This window comes from Pseudonocardia sp. OZ21 (assembly GCF_059359135.1).
Genome location: NZ_JCADBN010000022.1, coordinates 69,616 through 85,007 on the forward strand (window position 1 = coordinate 69,616; position 15,392 = coordinate 85,007).

Annotated in this window: 19 protein-coding genes and 1 pseudogene; 18 read left to right on the forward strand and 2 right to left on the reverse strand. The window is 71.4% G+C overall.

Features of this window, described 5'->3' with window-relative positions:
• The first annotated feature begins 3 nt into the window (after positions 1-3).
• Positions 4-420, forward strand: coding sequence for an OsmC family protein (locus AC5L35_RS33485; protein WP_495063757.1), 417 nt, complete (start codon positions 4-6; stop codon positions 418-420).
• 6 nt (positions 421-426) lie between these two features.
• Here the strand turns inward: AC5L35_RS33485 and AC5L35_RS33490 are convergent, their stop codons facing one another.
• A complete protein-coding gene (locus tag AC5L35_RS33490) occupies positions 427-1,431 on the reverse strand; it encodes a LacI family DNA-binding transcriptional regulator (RefSeq protein ID WP_495063758.1) in 1,005 nt (334 codons plus the stop codon).
• A gap of 151 nt (positions 1,432-1,582) precedes the next feature.
• On the opposite strand from AC5L35_RS33490, the gene AC5L35_RS33495 reads away from it, so the two are divergent.
• Genes AC5L35_RS33495 through AC5L35_RS33530 form a run of 8 tightly spaced genes read left to right on the forward strand, consistent with a single transcriptional unit; the run spans position 1,583 to position 8,592 of the window.
• Positions 1,583-2,422, forward strand: a complete 840-nt coding sequence (locus AC5L35_RS33495; protein ID WP_495063759.1) for a BtpA/SgcQ family protein — start codon at positions 1,583-1,585, stop codon at positions 2,420-2,422.
• Positions 2,423-2,435: 13 nt separating this feature from the next.
• Positions 2,436-3,338, forward strand: coding sequence for a carbohydrate kinase family protein (locus tag AC5L35_RS33500; protein WP_495063760.1), 903 nt, complete (start codon positions 2,436-2,438; stop codon positions 3,336-3,338).
• Positions 3,339-3,370: 32 nt separating this feature from the next.
• Positions 3,371-4,387, forward strand: a complete 1,017-nt coding sequence (locus AC5L35_RS33505; protein ID WP_495063761.1) for a substrate-binding domain-containing protein — start codon at positions 3,371-3,373, stop codon at positions 4,385-4,387.
• 4 nt (positions 4,388-4,391) lie between these two features.
• Positions 4,392-5,141, forward strand: coding sequence for an ATP-binding cassette domain-containing protein (locus tag AC5L35_RS33510; protein WP_495063762.1), 750 nt, complete (start codon positions 4,392-4,394; stop codon positions 5,139-5,141).
• Complete coding sequence (locus AC5L35_RS33515) at positions 5,138-6,172, forward strand: ABC transporter permease (protein WP_495063763.1); 1,035 nt, start codon at positions 5,138-5,140, stop codon at positions 6,170-6,172. Before AC5L35_RS33510 ends, AC5L35_RS33515 begins: the two co-directional genes overlap by 4 nt.
• A complete protein-coding gene (locus tag AC5L35_RS33520; RefSeq protein WP_495063764.1) occupies positions 6,169-7,206 on the forward strand; it encodes a phosphotriesterase family protein in 1,038 nt (345 codons plus the stop codon). The genes AC5L35_RS33515 and AC5L35_RS33520 overlap by 4 nt, the downstream gene beginning before the upstream one ends.
• 1 nt (position 7,207) lies before the next feature.
• Entirely contained in the window at positions 7,208-7,957 is a 750-nt protein-coding gene (locus tag AC5L35_RS33525; protein WP_495063765.1) for a glutamine amidotransferase, read from the forward strand.
• A complete protein-coding gene (locus AC5L35_RS33530; protein ID WP_495063766.1) occupies positions 7,954-8,592 on the forward strand; it encodes a TenA family protein in 639 nt (212 codons plus the stop codon). The genes AC5L35_RS33525 and AC5L35_RS33530 overlap by 4 nt, the downstream gene beginning before the upstream one ends.
• Positions 8,593-8,626: 34 nt before the next feature.
• Here the strand turns inward: AC5L35_RS33530 and AC5L35_RS33535 are convergent, their stop codons facing one another.
• Positions 8,627-9,250 (reverse strand): FMN-binding negative transcriptional regulator, encoded by a 624-nt coding sequence (locus AC5L35_RS33535; RefSeq protein ID WP_495063767.1) that lies wholly within the window; start codon positions 9,248-9,250, stop codon positions 8,627-8,629.
• Between the two features lie 122 nt (positions 9,251-9,372).
• Between AC5L35_RS33535 and AC5L35_RS33540 the strand changes: the two genes are divergently transcribed.
• The 9 genes and pseudogenes from AC5L35_RS33540 to AC5L35_RS33580 all read left to right on the forward strand — a co-directional run.
• A complete protein-coding gene (locus AC5L35_RS33540; protein ID WP_495063768.1) occupies positions 9,373-9,768 on the forward strand; it encodes a hypothetical protein in 396 nt (131 codons plus the stop codon).
• 241 nt (positions 9,769-10,009) lie between these two features.
• Entirely contained in the window at positions 10,010-10,435 is a 426-nt protein-coding gene (locus AC5L35_RS33545) for a hypothetical protein (protein WP_495063769.1), read from the forward strand.
• A gap of 567 nt (positions 10,436-11,002) precedes the next feature.
• Entirely contained in the window at positions 11,003-11,662 is a 660-nt protein-coding gene (locus AC5L35_RS33550; protein WP_495063770.1) for a hypothetical protein, read from the forward strand.
• A complete protein-coding gene (locus tag AC5L35_RS33555; RefSeq protein WP_495063771.1) occupies positions 11,655-12,926 on the forward strand; it encodes an SRPBCC family protein in 1,272 nt (423 codons plus the stop codon). The genes AC5L35_RS33550 and AC5L35_RS33555 overlap by 8 nt, the downstream gene beginning before the upstream one ends.
• A 3-nt stretch (positions 12,927-12,929) precedes the next feature.
• Complete coding sequence (gene gvpJ / locus AC5L35_RS33560) at positions 12,930-13,361, forward strand: gas vesicle protein GvpJ (protein ID WP_495063772.1); 432 nt, start codon at positions 12,930-12,932, stop codon at positions 13,359-13,361.
• The gene (locus tag AC5L35_RS33565) at positions 13,358-14,140 is read left to right on the forward strand and encodes a GvpL/GvpF family gas vesicle protein (protein ID WP_495063773.1); all 783 of its coding nucleotides are present in this window, start codon (positions 13,358-13,360) and stop codon (positions 14,138-14,140) included. Before gvpJ ends, AC5L35_RS33565 begins: the two co-directional genes overlap by 4 nt.
• A gap of 4 nt (positions 14,141-14,144) precedes the next feature.
• A complete protein-coding gene (locus AC5L35_RS33570) occupies positions 14,145-14,375 on the forward strand; it encodes a gas vesicle protein GvpG (RefSeq protein WP_495063774.1) in 231 nt (76 codons plus the stop codon).
• 110 nt (positions 14,376-14,485) lie between these two features.
• Positions 14,486-14,971: a gas vesicle protein GvpO gene (gvpO, locus tag AC5L35_RS33575; RefSeq protein WP_495063775.1), complete on the forward strand. Its 486-nt coding sequence runs from the start codon at positions 14,486-14,488 to the stop codon at positions 14,969-14,971.
• Between the two features lie 17 nt (positions 14,972-14,988).
• A pseudogene (locus tag AC5L35_RS33580) lies at positions 14,989-15,312 on the forward strand (gas vesicle protein); the annotation flags it as partial.
• Between the last annotated feature and the right edge of the window lie 80 nt (positions 15,313-15,392).

The following is a 15,392-nucleotide window of genomic DNA, read 5'->3' on the forward strand; positions in this document are numbered from 1 at the left end:
GCGATGACAATGCAGATGCCCCTCGCATCGGCGGACGCGCGGCTGGCGGCCACGGCAGGCCGGGCCGTCGACGTACAGCTCGGCTCGCACGAGGTGGTGTCCGACCACCCCGACGACGGCGAGGGGAAGGGCCCCACCCCGCTGGAGCTGCTCACGGCCTCGCTCGCGGCGTGCAGCGCGATGACGGTGCGCGCCCAGCTGGAACGCGACGGCGACCCGGGGGACATCGAGGTGGTGGTCACGCTGGACGCGGGTCCGCCCACGTTGTTCTACCGGCGGGTGGTGCTCGGGTTCCGGCTGGAGGCCGACGCGGCCCGCCGGTTGGCCGACGCGTTGGAGCGCACCGAGCTGACGATGATGCTCACGCCCGCGTTCAGCATCCGTACCCAGATCGAGCACGCGGGCTACCCGCTGGTCTGACGCGCGTCAGCCGCCGGTACTGGCCCGCACCACGAGGCTCGGGGCGAGGGCCAGCCGCACCGGCTCGGGCGGCGACACCCGGAACGCCTGCGACAGCAGGCGCACCGCCTCGGTCGCGATGGTGACCTGCGGCTGGCGCACGGTGGTCAGTGGTGGGTCGCTGAGCGCGGCGAACGGGATGTCGTCGAAGCCGGTGACCAGCACGTCCCCCGGCACGGACACCCCGGCGGCGCTGCACGCCTGCAGCACGCCGAGCGCGATGAGGTCGTCGGCGCACACCACCGCGTCGGGCAGCGGTCCGGCCGCCAGCAGCCGCTGCATGGCGGTGCGGCCCCAGTCGATCGAGTACTCGCCCAGCAGCAGCCCGCCGGGGACGACGGCGATGCCCAGCCGTGCGGTGTGCGACTGGAAGCCGGCCACCCGCAGCTCGGTGGAGGAGCTGGTCAGGCGCGAGCTGATGAATGCCGCCGTGCGCACGCCCCGGTCCGACAGGTGCTCCACCACGAGGCGCAGCGCCTCGTCGTCGTCGACGCCGACCCAGTCGCTGTCCACCCCGGTCACGTACCGGTCGACCTGCACGAGTGGCAGCTCGCCCGCGGCCCACGAGATCGCCGCGGTGCTCCCGGTGCCGTGTACGGGGCTGATCACGATCCCGTCGACCTGCCGGGCGACCAGGCTCCGCAGCCGTTGTTCCTCCAGCCGGGGGTCGGAGCGTGACGAGCAGAGGAAGAGCTGGCGTCCCTCGTCCTGCAGGGCGTGCTCCACGCTCTCCACGAGCGAGGTGAAGAACGGGTTGACGATGCTCGGTACGATCATGCCCACCGTGTCGGTGCGGCTGCGGCGCAGTGCGCTGGCGATTCCGTTGCCGGAGTAGCCGAGCTCCTGGACGGCGCGCCGGACCTGGTCCTCGACCGCAGGCGACACGCGTTTGGCGCCCGAGAGCGCTCGCGACACCGTCGCCGTCGACACGCCCGCGTGTTCGGCCACGTCGCGGATGGTCACCTTCGCCACCGGACCTCCGTTCGCTTCGTTCCGCCCGAGGACCGCGGCGGCCGCCGCAACATGAATGTAAACGATTGCCTCTTCCGGAGCGCAGGGCTACGGAGCTAGCTTCGTCGGTAGGTAATCGATTACCCAGCACCATGGACGACAGGAAGTGAACGTGACCGCACCGCTCGGGGTCTATCCGCGCAAGCCCTCGGCGATCGCCGAGCTCTTCGCCACGCGACCCGTGCTCATCGGAGCAGTCCACCTGCCTCCGCTGCCAGGTAGTCCGGCGTACCGCGGGCAGCCCGTCTCGGAGCTCTGCCGCTTCGCGGTGGAAGAGGCGCGGGCCTACGTCGACAACGGCTTCGACTCCGTCATCGTGGAGAACCACGGGGACCTGCCGTTCCTCAAGCCCGGCCAGCACGGCTACGAGGTGGCCGCCGGCATGGGCGTCGTCACCGCGGCCGTCGTGGCCGAGCTCGGGCCCCGGGTCGGGGTCAGCGTGCTCTCCAACGCGGGCGAGTGCTCCGTCGCCGCCGCCTGGTCCGCCGGGGCCGGCTGGGTGCGGGTCAACCAGTGGGTCAACGCCTACGTGGCCAACGAGGGCGTCATCGAGGGCCAGGCCGCGCGTACCACGCGATACCGGCACACGATCGGCGCCGACGAGGTCAAGGTCTTCGCCGACGTCCACGTCAAGCACGGCGCCCACGCCATCGTCGCCGACCGCACGCTGGCCGAGCAGACCGAGGACGCCGAGTTCTTCGACGCCGACGTGCTGATCGCCACCGGCTCCCGAACCGGACATGCCACGTCGGTGGCAGAGGTCGTCGGGATCCGCGGCGCCACCCAGCTGCCGGTGATCGTCGGCAGCGGTATCAGCCCCGACAACGTGGGGTCGCTGTTCGCCGAGTGCGACGGGGGCATCGTCGCGTCGGCCGCCAAGGAGAACGGCCGCTGGTGGGGGCGGGTCGCACCGGAGAAGGTGCGGGCCGTCGCGCGCGCCGCAGGCAAGTGACCGGTCGGCCCCGATGATCGTGTTCTGCGGATACGCCAACCTCGACGTGGTCGGTCGCGTCCCCCGCTTCCCCCGGCCCGACGAGCGGCTGCACGCGTCCGCCGTGGAGCACCTGCCGGGCGGGATGGCCGCCAACGCCGCGGTCGCCGCCGCGCGGGCAGGCGCACAGGTCGCCTTCGCCGGCGTCGTCGGTGCCGACCCGCTCTCCGACCGGTTCCTCGCCGAGCTGGCCGCCGACGGCGTCGACCCGAGCTGGACCGACCGATCGGCGTTCCTGTCGACCGCGATCGTGCTGGTCGACGCGCTGGGCAGGCGGTCGGTGATCAGCGAGGACGACGCGCTCGGCGCCACGCACGTCTCGGCCGTCGCCGACCGGCTGACGTCGGCGGGGCGCAACGTGCTGTACCTCGACGGCTACCGGGCCGGCGAGATCGCCGCCGCGGTCCGTCCCGCGCTGACGCTCGCGGTCGACCTCGACGGGTGCGACGACCGTGATGTTGCCCTCGAAGCGGTACGCCACGCCGGTCATGTCGTGGTGGGGCGGCGCAGGCTCGAAGGCATGCTCGACGTTCCGGAGCACCGCTGGGCCACGTTGGCCGCGGTCTCGGGCACCGTTCTGGTGGTCACCGACGGCCCGCGTGGCTGGACGCTCTGCGCTCCGGACGGAGCCACCGTGTCCGGTGCGGCGCTGGCCGTGGAGGTGGTCGACGACACCGGTGCCGGTGACTGCTTCACCGGCACGTACCTCGCCGGGGTCGAGGCCGGCCTGTCCCTGGCCACAGCGGCCACGCGGGCCGGGATCGCCGCGAGCCTGTCCTGCACCGTTCCCGGCGCGCGCGGCGCGCCTGCCTCGCACGTCGTCGACGCCGTCCTGCGTCCACCGATCACCGCCGTCCCGGGGAACCGCACGCCCTGATCCCCCCGTCCACCCATCCTGTTGGAGGCTCGATGAAGCGCGTGCTCGCCCTGGCTGCCGCCGCCTGTCTGTTCACCCTCGCCGCCTGCGACAGCGCGCCACCGGCGGGTTCGGCGTCGGCGCCGGGCTCACCGTCGAGCGCGCCTGCCGCCTCGCTGCCGCCGCCGAAGTCCCAGCCGGTGGGCTGCCAACCCGACCACCCGCTGCGCGTCGGGCTCGTGACGATCAACCTGCAGGCGCTGTTCTTCAACCAGATCAACTCGGCGGCGCAGGCGATGGCCGACCAGCACGACGTCTCGCTGCAGATCATCTCCGGCAACGACGACTCGGTGACCCAGGCCAACGCCGTCGACAACCTCGTGGCCTCGCACGTCGACGCGATCATCGTCGACGCCGTCGACACCGAGGGCATCAAGCCCGCGCTCCGGGCCGCCCACGCCGCGGGCATCCCGGTGGTCGCGGTCGACGCGGTCGTCGACGATCCCGCGGTCGACACCCAGGTGGGCACCGCGAACGCCGACGGCGGAGCCCAGGTCGGTCAGGTGCTCCTGTCGGAGTCCGGCGGCAAGGGCGAGGTCGGCGTCGTCGGGGCTCTCAACAGCACCATCCAGCTCGAACGCCAGAAGGGCTTCACGGACAAGGTGACCGCGGGAGGCATGACCGTCGGCACCGTCGTCGACGGGAAGAACGTCCAGGAGGACGCCCAGACCGCCGCCGAGAACCTGCTCACCGGCAACCCCACGCTGCCCTACGTCTACGCCACCGGTGAGCCTGCGCTGATCGGGCTGGCGGCCGCGGTGCGCAGCCAGGGAGCGCAGGACCGGGTGAAGGTGGTGGGCTGGGACCTCTCCGACCCGGCCGTCGACGGCCTCAAGGCCGGCTGGATCACCGCCGTGGTGCAGCAGGACAGCTTCGAGTTCGGGTACCGGTCGATGGCTGCGGCGATCGACCTGTCCTGCCACAACCCCGTGCCGAGGCAGAACCCCGTCGACATCCACATCGTCACGCCGCAGAACGTCGGCGACTACACCGTCTACCTCGGGAAGTGACCGGATGACCGACGATCTCCTCGTCGAACTGCGGGGAATCACCAAGTCCTTCGGGCCGGTGCGGTCGCTGCGGGGCGTCGACCTGACCCTGCGCCGCGGAGAGGTCCTCGGCCTCGTCGGTGACAACGGCGCAGGCAAGTCCACGCTGATGAAGGTGCTCGCCGGCGCCGTGCAGCACGATGACGGCGAGATCCGGGTGCGCGGCCGCGCCGTCCGGTTCGCCAACCCGTCGGACGCCAGGGCCGAGAAGATCGGCATCGTCTACCAGGACCTGGCCCTCTGCGACACGATCGACGTGGCCGGCAACCTCTTCCTCGGCCGTGAGCCGCGGCGGGGCCCGTTCATCGACCGCACCACGATGCACACCGAGGCCGCGCGGATCCTGGCCGAGCTGGACGTCAAGGTGACGAGCACCCACCAGGAGATCGGCACCCTCTCCGGCGGCCAGCGTCAGACGGTGGCCATCGCCAGGGCCGTCTCCTTCGCGCCCGACGTGCTCATCCTCGACGAGCCGACGGCGGCGCTGGCGGTGGCCGAGGTGGAGTCGGTGCTGCGGCTGATCGGCGAGGTCGCGGCGCGCGGCGTCGGGGTCATCCTCATCACCCACCGGCTGCAGGACCTGTTCCGGGTCTGCCACCGGATCACCGTGATGTACGAGGGCACGAGCGTCGACGACGTGCCGATCGGCGAGCTGGACATCGAGCGGCTCGTCGGTCTGATCACCCGGTCCGAACAGCGGGAGGCCTCGGCATGACCACCACCACGTCCACCGGTTCGCCCGCGCCCACCGCCGCGGTGCGGCTCGCCCGGCCACCGTCCTGGTGGGCCCGCACCAACAAGGCGACCCTGGTCATGGCCGGGGTGACGCTGCTGGTCTTCGTGTTCTTCTCGGTGGCCGACGCCGACTTCCTGACCTTCGCCAACGTCTCCAACCTGGCCACGCAGGTGGCGCCGACGCTGATCGTGGGCGTCGCGATGACCTTCGTGATCACCGCGGGGCAGATCGACCTGTCGGTCGGGTCGATCGTCGCGTTCGTCTCCGCTGTCTGTGCCCAACTGCTGCTGGCCGGCTGGGACTCGTCGGTCGTCCTGCTGGCCGGGCTGCTCATGGGCCTGGGCTGGGGTCTGGTCAACGGGTGGTTCACCGCCTACCAGGGCATCCCGGCGTTCATCGTCACCCTGGCGTCGCTGTCGGTGGTGCGCGGTGTCGCGCTGCTGCGCACCGAGGGCTTCTCCGTGCCCATCGCGTCGACCACCTTCTTCGCCCGGCTGGGCGAGGCCAAGTGGCTCGGCTTCTCGCTGAGCGCGTGGATCGGTCTGGTGGTGACCGCGCTCGGGCTGGTGCTGCTGCACCACACCCGCTTCGGGCAGTACGTCATCGGGATCGGCGCCGCCGAGGAGTCGGTGCGCCGGGCCGGGGTCAACGTCCGGCTGGTCAAGATGGCCGCGCTCGGCTTCTCCGGCCTGGCGGCCGGGGTCGCCGGCATCCTCATCGCCGCCCGGCTGGGCTCCGGATCGGCCAACTCCGCGCAGGGGTTCGAGCTGACCGTCATCGCCGCGGTGGTGCTGGGCGGCACGAGCCTCCTGGGTGGCCGCGGCACGATCGTCGGCACGCTGATCGGCGCGATCCTCACCGGGATGATCGCCAACGGGCTCACGCTGATGAGCGTCAGCCCGTACCTGACGCCGATCATCACCGGCGCGGTGCTGATCCTCGTGATCTGGATCAACCTGCGCGGAAAGGGCATCGGGCCGCTGCTGGGCAGGCTCATGAGCCGGCCGTGACCGCCGTCCGTACCGTCACCGGTGCCGTCGACTCCGCCGACCTCGGGCTGGTCCTGCCGCACGAGCACCTGGCGAACGACGTGGGCGTCGCGTTCCGGCAGGCGGCCGACCCGCGCGTGGCCGCTCTGCTGGCCGGCCCGGTGCGTCCCGACACGGCGTGGGTCCTCGCCGAGCACCCCTACGAGAGCAGGGACAACTGCCGCCTCGACGACGACGCCGCGATGGCCGCCGACCTGGCCGGCTTCGCGTCCGTCGGCGGCCGGACCGTGGTCGACCTGACCCCGCCCGGGATCGGGCGTGACCCCGGCCGCCTGCGGCGGCTCTCCCTGGCCACCGGCGTGCGCGTGGTGATGGGCTCGGGCTGGTACCTGGAGGCGACGCACCCGCCCGGCCTCGCGACGACGCCGGTCGACCGGCTCGCCGCCGACCTGGTGGCCGAGTTCGACCCGGCCCGGGAGCTGCGGCCGGGTGTGATCGGCGAGATCGGCGTCTCCCCGGCCTTCACCGCGGCCGAGCGTTCGGCCCTGCGCGCAGCCTGCCGGGCGCAGCGCGAGGTGGGGGTGCCGCTCTTCGTGCACCTGCCCGGCTGGCAACGCCGGGCGCACGAGGTGCTCCGGGTCGTGCTCGACGAGGAGGGGGTGGCGCCGGGCGCCGTCGTGCTCTGCCACATGGACCCCTCCGGCGCCGACCGCGAGTACCAGCGCGCCGTCGCCGACCGGGGCGTGTTCCTCGAGTTCGACATGATCGGCATGCCCTTCCACTTCCCCGGAGAGGGGCAGTCGCCGCCTCCCGCCGACACCGCCGCCGCCGTGGCCGCCCTGGCCGAGGCAGGCCACGCGGGGCGGCTGCTGCTGTCGCACGACCTGTTCCTCAAGGCCATGCTCACCCGCTTCGGCGGCAACGGCCTCGCCTACGTCCCGCTCGTGTTCGCCGACCGCCTGCGCCGCAGCGGGCTGGCCGACGACGTGGTGAGCGCCCTCATGACCGACAACCCGCGCGCCCTGTTCGACAACGCTGCAGCGGAAGGACGTTGAATTGGCCCGGATCCTCATCGCAGGCGAGAGCTGGATGACCACCTCGACGCACGTCAAGGGGGTCGACGAGTTCACCGTGCACTCCTATGTGGAGGGTGTCGGCCCGTTGCGGGACGCGCTCACGGCCCGCGGTCACGACGTGGTGCACCTTCCGGCCCACCGCGTCCCCACCGACTTCCCGGGTGACGCGACGAGCCTGGGTACCTACGACGTGGTGGTCCTCTCCGACATCGGGGCCAACTCCATCCAGCTCTCACCCGGTGTCTTCGAACGGGGTGAGCCGGGGCCGGACCGGCTCGCCGCGCTGCGCGACTGGGTGGGTGGCGGCGGGGCGGTGCTGATGATCGGCGGCTACCTGTCCTTCAGCGGGTTCCAGGCCCGGGCGGCGTTCCGGCAGACCGTGCTGGCCGACGTGCTGCCGGTGGAGATGCTCGCCGAGGACGACCGGGTGGAGTGCCCGGCAGGCGCCGTCCCGCTCGTCATGGACGCCGCGCATGCCGCGCTCGGTGGTGCCGGCGCGGCCTGGCCCCCACTGCTCGGCTACAACCGTGTGGTGGCCAAGGACGGGGCCGAGGTACCGGCTCTGATCAACGGCGACCCCCTGGTGGCGCTCGCCCCCTACGGCTCCGGCCGAGCCGCCGCGTTCACCTCCGACTGCTCCCCGCACTGGGCGCCCGCCGCATTCTGCGAGCAGTGGCCGGGTTACGCCGACCTGTTCGACGGCCTCGTCCGCTGGCTGGTCCGGGTATGAGCGAGGCCCGCTCGGTCGCACTGGTGGGGCGGCACGCCGCGCTGCTCGACGAGGCGTGCGGCGTCCGGTTCGTGCGCGAGGCGGTCGAGGGCACGCTCGACGCCGCCGACTTCGCCCGTTACCTCCTGGTGGAGGAGGCGTTCGTGCTGACGGCCGCCCGGGTGCTGGGCCGGGTGATCTGGGAGTCGGACGCCTGGGAGGTGGTGCTCCCGCATGCTCGCTCGCTCACCAACCTGGTGACCGAGCAGCGTGACTACTTCGCCGGGCTGCGCGGGCGCTGGCCCGTGCCCGTCGGCTCGGACGGGCCGACGCTGCGCCGCGCTGCGGTGCTGTCGGACGTCGTCCTCGCGCAGGTGGGGTCGGACGGCCGCGCAGCCGCGGTCGCCGGGATGTTCGCGGCCGAGACGATGTACGCGCGCTGGTGCGCCTCCGCGGGAGAGATCTCGGCCCGCCGTGCACCCGACCTGCAGGAGTGGATCGATCTCCACACGGGCCCCGCGTTCCTCGCCCAGGTGGACGCGCTGCGTGCCGACATCGACCAGCTGGACCCGGCCGATGTCGGCGACACCGAGCTGGACCGCTGGTTCAGCGGTGTGCTGCGAGCGGAGATCTCCTTCCACGATGCCGTGTACTGATGCCGTGTACTACTGAGGTGTGGCACGGGACGGATCAGTCCGGGCGGGCGGCCCGCACGGCGGTGGACATGGGCGAGTCGCCGCGTGCCTCCAGCCCCGCCATCACGCCGTCGACGTCCGCGGCGGGCCGGTTCTGGCTCATCTTCACCTTCGCCTCGATGCGGCTGATCACCACCTCGACGCCGACGATCGCGCGCAGCTGCCCGGCCACGAACGCGGCGGGTGCGTCGTCGACCGACCACGGGGCGGGTTCGCGCGACTCGTGCAGGTCGGTGAGCCTGCGCACCAGCGCATCGAGCCACGCCGGGTCCTCGTGCGTCCGGAGCTCCCCGTAGACGTGAGCGGTGAGGTAGTTCCACGTCGGCACCACGCGGCCGTGCTCGGCCTTCGAGGCGTACCAGTTCGGCGTGATGTAGGCGTCCGGGCCGTGCACGATCACCAGTGCCTCGCCGATCGGCTGTCGTCGCCACTGGTCGTTGGTGCGGGCGACGTGGCCGCGCAGGACGCCGTGGTCGCCGTCGTCCGGGTCGAAGAGGTAGGGAAGGAAGGTGGCCAGCATCCCCTCGTCGGTCATGGTGATCAGGTCGGCGGCCTGCGGGCGATGAAGCAGCTCCCGCACGGTGGCGGCATCGGCGGCGAAGTGCGTGGGGACATACACGCGGCCCAGTCTTCCGGGAGGCGGCCGCTGATGTGTGGGGTTTTGCCCCCCGACCGATCGATCGTCCCGGTCCGCGTGGTCTCAGGGACCCGACGGTCCGCACGAGATGGCATTGTTTGATCATGCAACGAGAGTCGGACCCGGCCCGTCGGCCCGGCGGATCCCTCCCGCGGGTGTGCCTCGCCCTGCTGGCGGTACTGGCCGCGCTGCTGATGATCCCCATCGCGCTCGTCGCGTGCCCCGCTTACCGCACCGAGAGTTGGGGCGCCGACGTGGCCGCCGTCGTGGAGGCCATCGAGCTCTCCGAGGCCGCCGGTCGGGGTTACTCCGCGGTGCGGTTCGCGGCGCCGCTGCCGGCGGAGGCGCTGAACGCCGCCGCCACCGGCGACCTGGTCTCCGAGATGCCGGCCGATGTGCAGGTCGGCGAGAGGGTCGTCTGCCGGGTTCGGCAGACGTTCACGATGGACACCGACTTCGACCGCGGCGCCCAGACCAGCATCGAGAGGTGTTGGCGCTAGTGCGGCCGGAAGAACGGGTCACGGTCGCCCACGGAATGACCATTCCGGTCCCGGCCGGAAATTACGACGCCCAGCGGTTGTGCTTGATCGGATTTCGTGACATGTGCTCATCGAGCACGGCGCCGAACCGCGTCTGATCGAGTAGAAGCACGAGGGGACGGGTATCTGACGAACGCGGTCGCACCATCCGTCGGGCAGTTCTGCTCGAACGGAGAGGTGGACGGAGAAGGGGGACGGGCTGATGGTCGAGACGACAGGGCGCGCGGCGCCGAGGGCTCAGGCCGATATCAGCGCCCCGCCCACGGAGCAGGCTCTCGAGGATCTGAAGGCCAGCCTCCGCAAGCTGCTCGCCACGGTGCTCGAGCGGGCGTTCGGGCTCGCGTTGGAGAAGGTCGAGACGCTGGCCAAGAGCTTCGACGAGATCGCGGCCCGCGGTGGTGTCCCCCTGAACGCGCTGCTCGGTGGCGTCAAGGCGGGGATGCAGGGCCGCAACCCGGTCTGGGGAGCGATCAAGGGTGCGTTCGGCGCACTGAGCCCGGCGATCAGGGTGGCAATCATCGTGGCGCTGGTACTCGCGCTGGTCCTGCTGCCGGTGACGGTCGTCCTGCTCCTGCTCGTGCTGATCGTCGTCGCCGTCTGGCTGGCTGTCCGGGCCGCTTCGCGGTGACGGCAGGGCGCTGACCGAGCGACCGCCCGACGGCTCGCCGAGCGCTCGTCCGCGTGCCGCCGAGCGCGGACCATCCGGGGCAACGGGCGATCGACCGGGCGGCTGCCCGCGTGGCTGTCCGGAACGTCACCGGGGTCCGGTGCTGGGCCGGGTCCCCTGGCGGTCCGGTGGACCGGTCCTCTTGGCGCCGCGGTGCGCGCGACCTGCATCGGAAGGCGAACAGCGCGCGTCGTGCCCCGATCCAGCCACCGCCGATCGTCTTGTCCGGAGCGGGAACTTCGACCGATGACGGTCATTGCAGCGAATTCGTGGCGGTCCCGACGGCTTTACTCCATCTGTGTTCCGGCACTCGGCGGCGCTCTCTGCGCCGAACGGCCTAATTTCGCGAAGATTCTTCCGTGAACGACCCACAGGTGTGTGTGCGGCCTTCACCGGGGGTAGTCGATGAGGCGGCCGTCAGGAGGCGCGCATTGCGCCGAAATGGTGTGGGCGCGATGGTTGTCGTTTCACGCGATTGCCGAAACCAATGAATACCTGACAACCGCGACTACGGACAGAGGAGATCCAGTGAAGTGTGGAGCCCGAGTAGCCCTCGGCGTGGTCGGCGGCTACTTTCTCGGACGAACCAAGAAGATGAAGCTCGCCATGATGCTGGGCGGGATGGCCGCCGGGCGGCGGGCAGGAGGTCCCGGAGAGCTACTGAAGACCGGGACGAAGCTCCTGAACAGCTCGCCCGAGTTGTCGCGGCTCACCGACGAGGTGCGCGGCCGGCTCCTGGAGGCAGGCAAGAGCGCCGCACTGGCGGTGGCCGCTCGCCAGGTCGAGTCGCTCACCGACCGGGTCGGCAAGAGGGTCGAGACCCTGGGGGACGTCGCCGCCGCCCCGCGCCGGCGGAAGGCTGATGACGAGAAGCCCGAGACGGACGAGTACGACGACGAGGACGTCGTCGACGACGACGAGCGCGCGCCCGCGGCGGAGGACGAGGACGACTACGAGGACGAGCCCGAACCCGAGCCTGAGCCCGAGCCGAAGCCCGCGGCCCGGCCGAGGACGCGTTCGGCGAAGGCGGCGCCTGCCCGTGCCGGCAAGAACGCCGCCTCCGCCACGGCGACGCTCAAGCGGACGGCGGCCCCGGCTTCGGGTGCGGGTCGCGGCGCGGCCAAGTCCACGGCTGGTCGCAAGACCGGCCGGACCGCGCGGACCCAACGGAGCGACGGCGATGGCTGAGAAGACCGACAAGCCGAGTCTCACCGACGCGCTGCCCACGGACGCGCTGAAGGACGCCGGACAGCGCCTGCTCGGCCTGCTCGTGCAGCGTGCGGCCGAGGCCGCGACCGATCGGGTGAGCGGCCTGTCCGAGCGCCTGACCGGCGTCGCCGAGAACGGCGGGCAGGGCCTGCGGACCGCGCTCGGCGGCAAGGAGCGCTCCGAGAGCGACGAGGACGACGAAGACGGCGAGGGCGAGGAGGGTGACGACGGTGAGTCGCGCCCCGGCTTCCTGAAGCGAGGCTTCACCGCCCTCAAGGACAAGATGAAGAACGCCTTCGGTGGTGGCGGCGGGGGCTCGGGCGGCCAGAAGAAGCTGAAGGTCACCGTCATCAGCGAGAGCCAGGACGTCGGCCTGCCCCTGCGCACGACCTACGACCTGTGGACCCAGTTCGCCGACTTCCCGACCTTCATGAAGAAGGTCGAGAGCGTCGAGCAGGCGTCCGACGAGAAGATGAACTGGAAGGCGCAGATCTTCCTGTCCCACCGGACGTGGGAGGCGACGGTCGTCGAGCAGGTGGCCGACTCGCACATCGTCTGGCGGTCGAAGGGGCCGAAGGGCCACGTCGACGGCGGGGTCAGCTTCACCGCTCTCGGCCCGAACCTGACCCACATCGCGCTGATCCTCGAGTACTACCCGCAGGGTCTGTTCGAGCGCACCGGCAACCTCTGGCGCGCCCAGGGCCGCCGGGCCCGGCTGGAGTTCCAGCACTTCCGCCGGCACGCGATGAGCAACGTCCTCATCCACCAGGAGGACGTCGAGGGCTGGCGTGGCGAGATCCACGACAGCGAGGTCACCAAGACCCACGAGGAGGCCATCGAGGAGGAGCAGCGCGCTCAGGAGGAGGAGGACCAGGCCGCCGAGGACACCGCCGGTAGCGAAGGCGCCGACGAGGAGACCGAGGGCGACGAGGACACCGAGCGCGCGGCCGCCGAGGACGAGACGGACGAGGGCGACGAGAGCGACGAGGACTACGCCGCCGAGGACTCCGAGGACTCCGAGGACGCCGAGGACGCCGACGGCGGTGCCGTCAACGGCCAGGCGTACGAGGAGGAGGACGAGGCCTACGACGAGGACGACGAGGACGCCGACACAGGCGACGAGGACGAGTACGCGGACGACCAGCCGGAGGAGGTCGCCGAGGCCGACGAGGACTCGGACGACGACCGGCCCGCTAAGGGCCGCCGACCGGTGGCAGCGTCGAGATCACGACGGGGGCGATGACGAATGACAGTGTCGGCACAGAGGGGCGGCGGTGGGGGTGGCGTCGTCGAGAGAGGCGGCGGCGGTCCCGGAGGCGGCCTCGCGGACGTCATCGAGCTCATCCTCGACAAGGGGCTGGTGATCGACGTGTTCGTGCGTGTGTCCCTGGTCGGGATCGAGATCCTGACCATCGACGCCCGGATCGTCGTGGCGAGCGTGGACACGTTCCTGCGCTTCGCAGAGGCCACCAACCGCGCCGACCTCTACGGCAAGGGCAAAGGCGGCAAGGACCTGGGCGAGCTGACCCAGAGCATCACCGAGGGTGGCGCCAAAGGGAAGACCTCCGGCGCGCTCGATGCGGCCGTCGACAAGGTCGGCGAGCTGCTCGGCAGTGGGCGGGAGGAACGGGAGGAGGCGCCTCGGCGGCGTCCCCGTCAGCGGGAGCGTGACGCATGAGCGACCTTGTGAGCGAGACGCAGATGCCTGAGGGCGACGAGGAACAGGTAGTCCCCGTGTACGTCTACGGGCTCGTCCGGGTGGGCACGCAGCTGCCCGCCGGTCTGGAGGGCCTCGGACCGTCGGGGCAGGTGTCGACGATGGAGCACGGTGAGGTCGCGGCGATCGTCAGCGACATCCCGTTGGACCGCCCGCTCGGCACCCGCAAGGACCTGCTCGCCCACGAGGCGGTGGTCAATGCCGTGGCGGCGGACGCCGCCGTCCTCCCGATGCGGTTCCCCGCGGTCACCGCGGAGGATGCCGTGGTCGAGGAGCTGCTGGCGCCGAACCAGGACCACTTCCTGGCCGTCCTCGACGACCTCGAGGGCAGGGTGCAGTACACCCTGAAGGGCCGTTACGTGGAGGACGCGGTGCTGGGCGAGGTGCTGCAGTCCAACGCGGAGATCCGGGCTCTGCAGGACAAGATCAGCGAGCTGCCCGAGGACGCGTCCTACTACGACCGCGTCCGGCTGGGCGAGCTGGTCGTCAACGTGCTCGAGGAGCAGCGCGAGGGCGACGCGGCCCAGATCCTGGAGCGCCTGGAACCGTTCGCCGTGTCGATGGTGGCCACACAGCCGGGCCAGCCGGAGGACGTGGTCAACGCCGCCTTCCTGGTGGAGCGCGAACGCCTGGGCGACTTCGACGAGGCGGTGGAGAACCTGGGCAGCGACCTGGACGGCCGGATCCGTCTGCGGCTGCTCGGGCCGCTGGCGCCTTACGACTTCATCCCGGCGGAGTGATCACGTGGGCCTGTTGACCGGTCTGCTCACGCTGCCGCTCGCTCCTGTTCGCGGTGTTCTGTGGATGGCTGAACAGATCCGGGAACACGCTGAGGAGCAGTACTACGACCCGAGTCGGATCCGCGCCCAGCTGGAGCGGATCGACGAGGCGCGCCAGAGCGGCGAGCTGTCCGAGGAGGAGGCCGACGAGCTCGAGAACGAGCTGTTGCAGCGGCTGATGGTACGGCGGCAGTAGGGCCGGTTCGAACCGGGTCCGTCCCGAGGCGCCGCACCGGTCGCCGTGCAGCCGGCTGGATGTCCGATGTCCGACCGACGCGCCGTGGCCAGGCGTGGGATGGAGCCGAGATGGCTGACGAGGAGCAGGTGGCGCCGCGCCGCTTGCGACAAGTGGGCAACGGCAGCGGGTGGGAAGCGAAGCACGCACCACCCGCTGCCGAGCGGGACGAGGAGCACGACGGGCAGAGCAGGCCCCGGCGGCGGGCGGCCGGCGGCCAGCCGGCCCGCCGCAGGCCTGCCCCGGCCACCGACCGGGACGATGGGCCCGACCCGCGCGACCGGCCTGCGGCCGCCATCCGGGCGGCCGCTGCCGCGCGTCTGGCCAGGGAGAACGTTGCAGAGTTCACCGGGCTCGATCCGGAGAACGTGGTCGCGATCGACCGCCGTGACGGCGACTGGTACGTCGAGGTCGAGGTCGTGGAGAGCCACCGGATCCCGGACACCACCGACGTCCTCGCGATCTACGAAGTGCGGCTCGACCGCGATGGTGATCTGCTCTCGTACCGCCGGACCCGGCGATACACGCGTGGCCAATTCGACAAGGAGAGCCGATGACAGCCGGCGGTCTACCCATGTCCAGCCGTGCTCGCCCCATGGAGCGCAAGCAGGAGGCGTCGACCAACCTGGCCGACATCCTCGAACGGGTCCTGGACAAGGGCATCGTGATCGCCGGGGACATCCGGGTGAACCTGCTCGACATCGAGCTCCTGACGATCAAGATCAGGCTGCTCGTGGCCTCGGTCGACAAGGCCCGGGAGATGGGCATCGACTGGTGGGAGCACGATCCGACGCTGAGCTCCGGCAAGAGCAGTGGTGGTCTCATCGAGGAGAACCGGCTGCTGAAGGAACGCATCGCTGCGCTCGAAGCGGGGAGCGCGGCCGAGCTCGACGGCGGCGTGGCCCCTGCGGGGCGGTCGGTCGTGGCACCGCAGGACGTGGTCGAGCCGGCGCCGGAGGTGGTCGATCCGGCCCCGGA

Bases quoted from the DNA above. Each gene is read 5' to 3' on its own strand.
- AC5L35_RS33485 (WP_495063757.1), top strand. From the start codon at position 4: ATGACAATGCAGATGCCCCTCGCATCGGCGGACGCGCGGCTGGCGGCC.
- AC5L35_RS33500 (WP_495063760.1), top strand. From the start codon at position 2,436: ATGATCGTGTTCTGCGGATACGCCAACCTCGACGTGGTCGGTCGCGTC.
- AC5L35_RS33505 (WP_495063761.1), top strand. From the start codon at position 3,371: ATGAAGCGCGTGCTCGCCCTGGCTGCCGCCGCCTGTCTGTTCACCCTC.
- AC5L35_RS33510 (WP_495063762.1), top strand. From the start codon at position 4,392: ATGACCGACGATCTCCTCGTCGAACTGCGGGGAATCACCAAGTCCTTC.
- AC5L35_RS33515 (WP_495063763.1), top strand. From the start codon at position 5,138: ATGACCACCACCACGTCCACCGGTTCGCCCGCGCCCACCGCCGCGGTG.
- AC5L35_RS33530 (WP_495063766.1), top strand. From the start codon at position 7,954: ATGAGCGAGGCCCGCTCGGTCGCACTGGTGGGGCGGCACGCCGCGCTG.
- AC5L35_RS33540 (WP_495063768.1), top strand. From the start codon at position 9,373: ATGCAACGAGAGTCGGACCCGGCCCGTCGGCCCGGCGGATCCCTCCCG.
- AC5L35_RS33545 (WP_495063769.1), top strand. From the start codon at position 10,010: ATGGTCGAGACGACAGGGCGCGCGGCGCCGAGGGCTCAGGCCGATATC.
- AC5L35_RS33555 (WP_495063771.1), top strand. From the start codon at position 11,655: ATGGCTGAGAAGACCGACAAGCCGAGTCTCACCGACGCGCTGCCCACG.
- gvpJ (WP_495063772.1), top strand. From the start codon at position 12,930: ATGACAGTGTCGGCACAGAGGGGCGGCGGTGGGGGTGGCGTCGTCGAG.
- AC5L35_RS33565 (WP_495063773.1), top strand. From the start codon at position 13,358: ATGAGCGACCTTGTGAGCGAGACGCAGATGCCTGAGGGCGACGAGGAA.
- gvpO (WP_495063775.1), top strand. From the start codon at position 14,486: ATGGCTGACGAGGAGCAGGTGGCGCCGCGCCGCTTGCGACAAGTGGGC.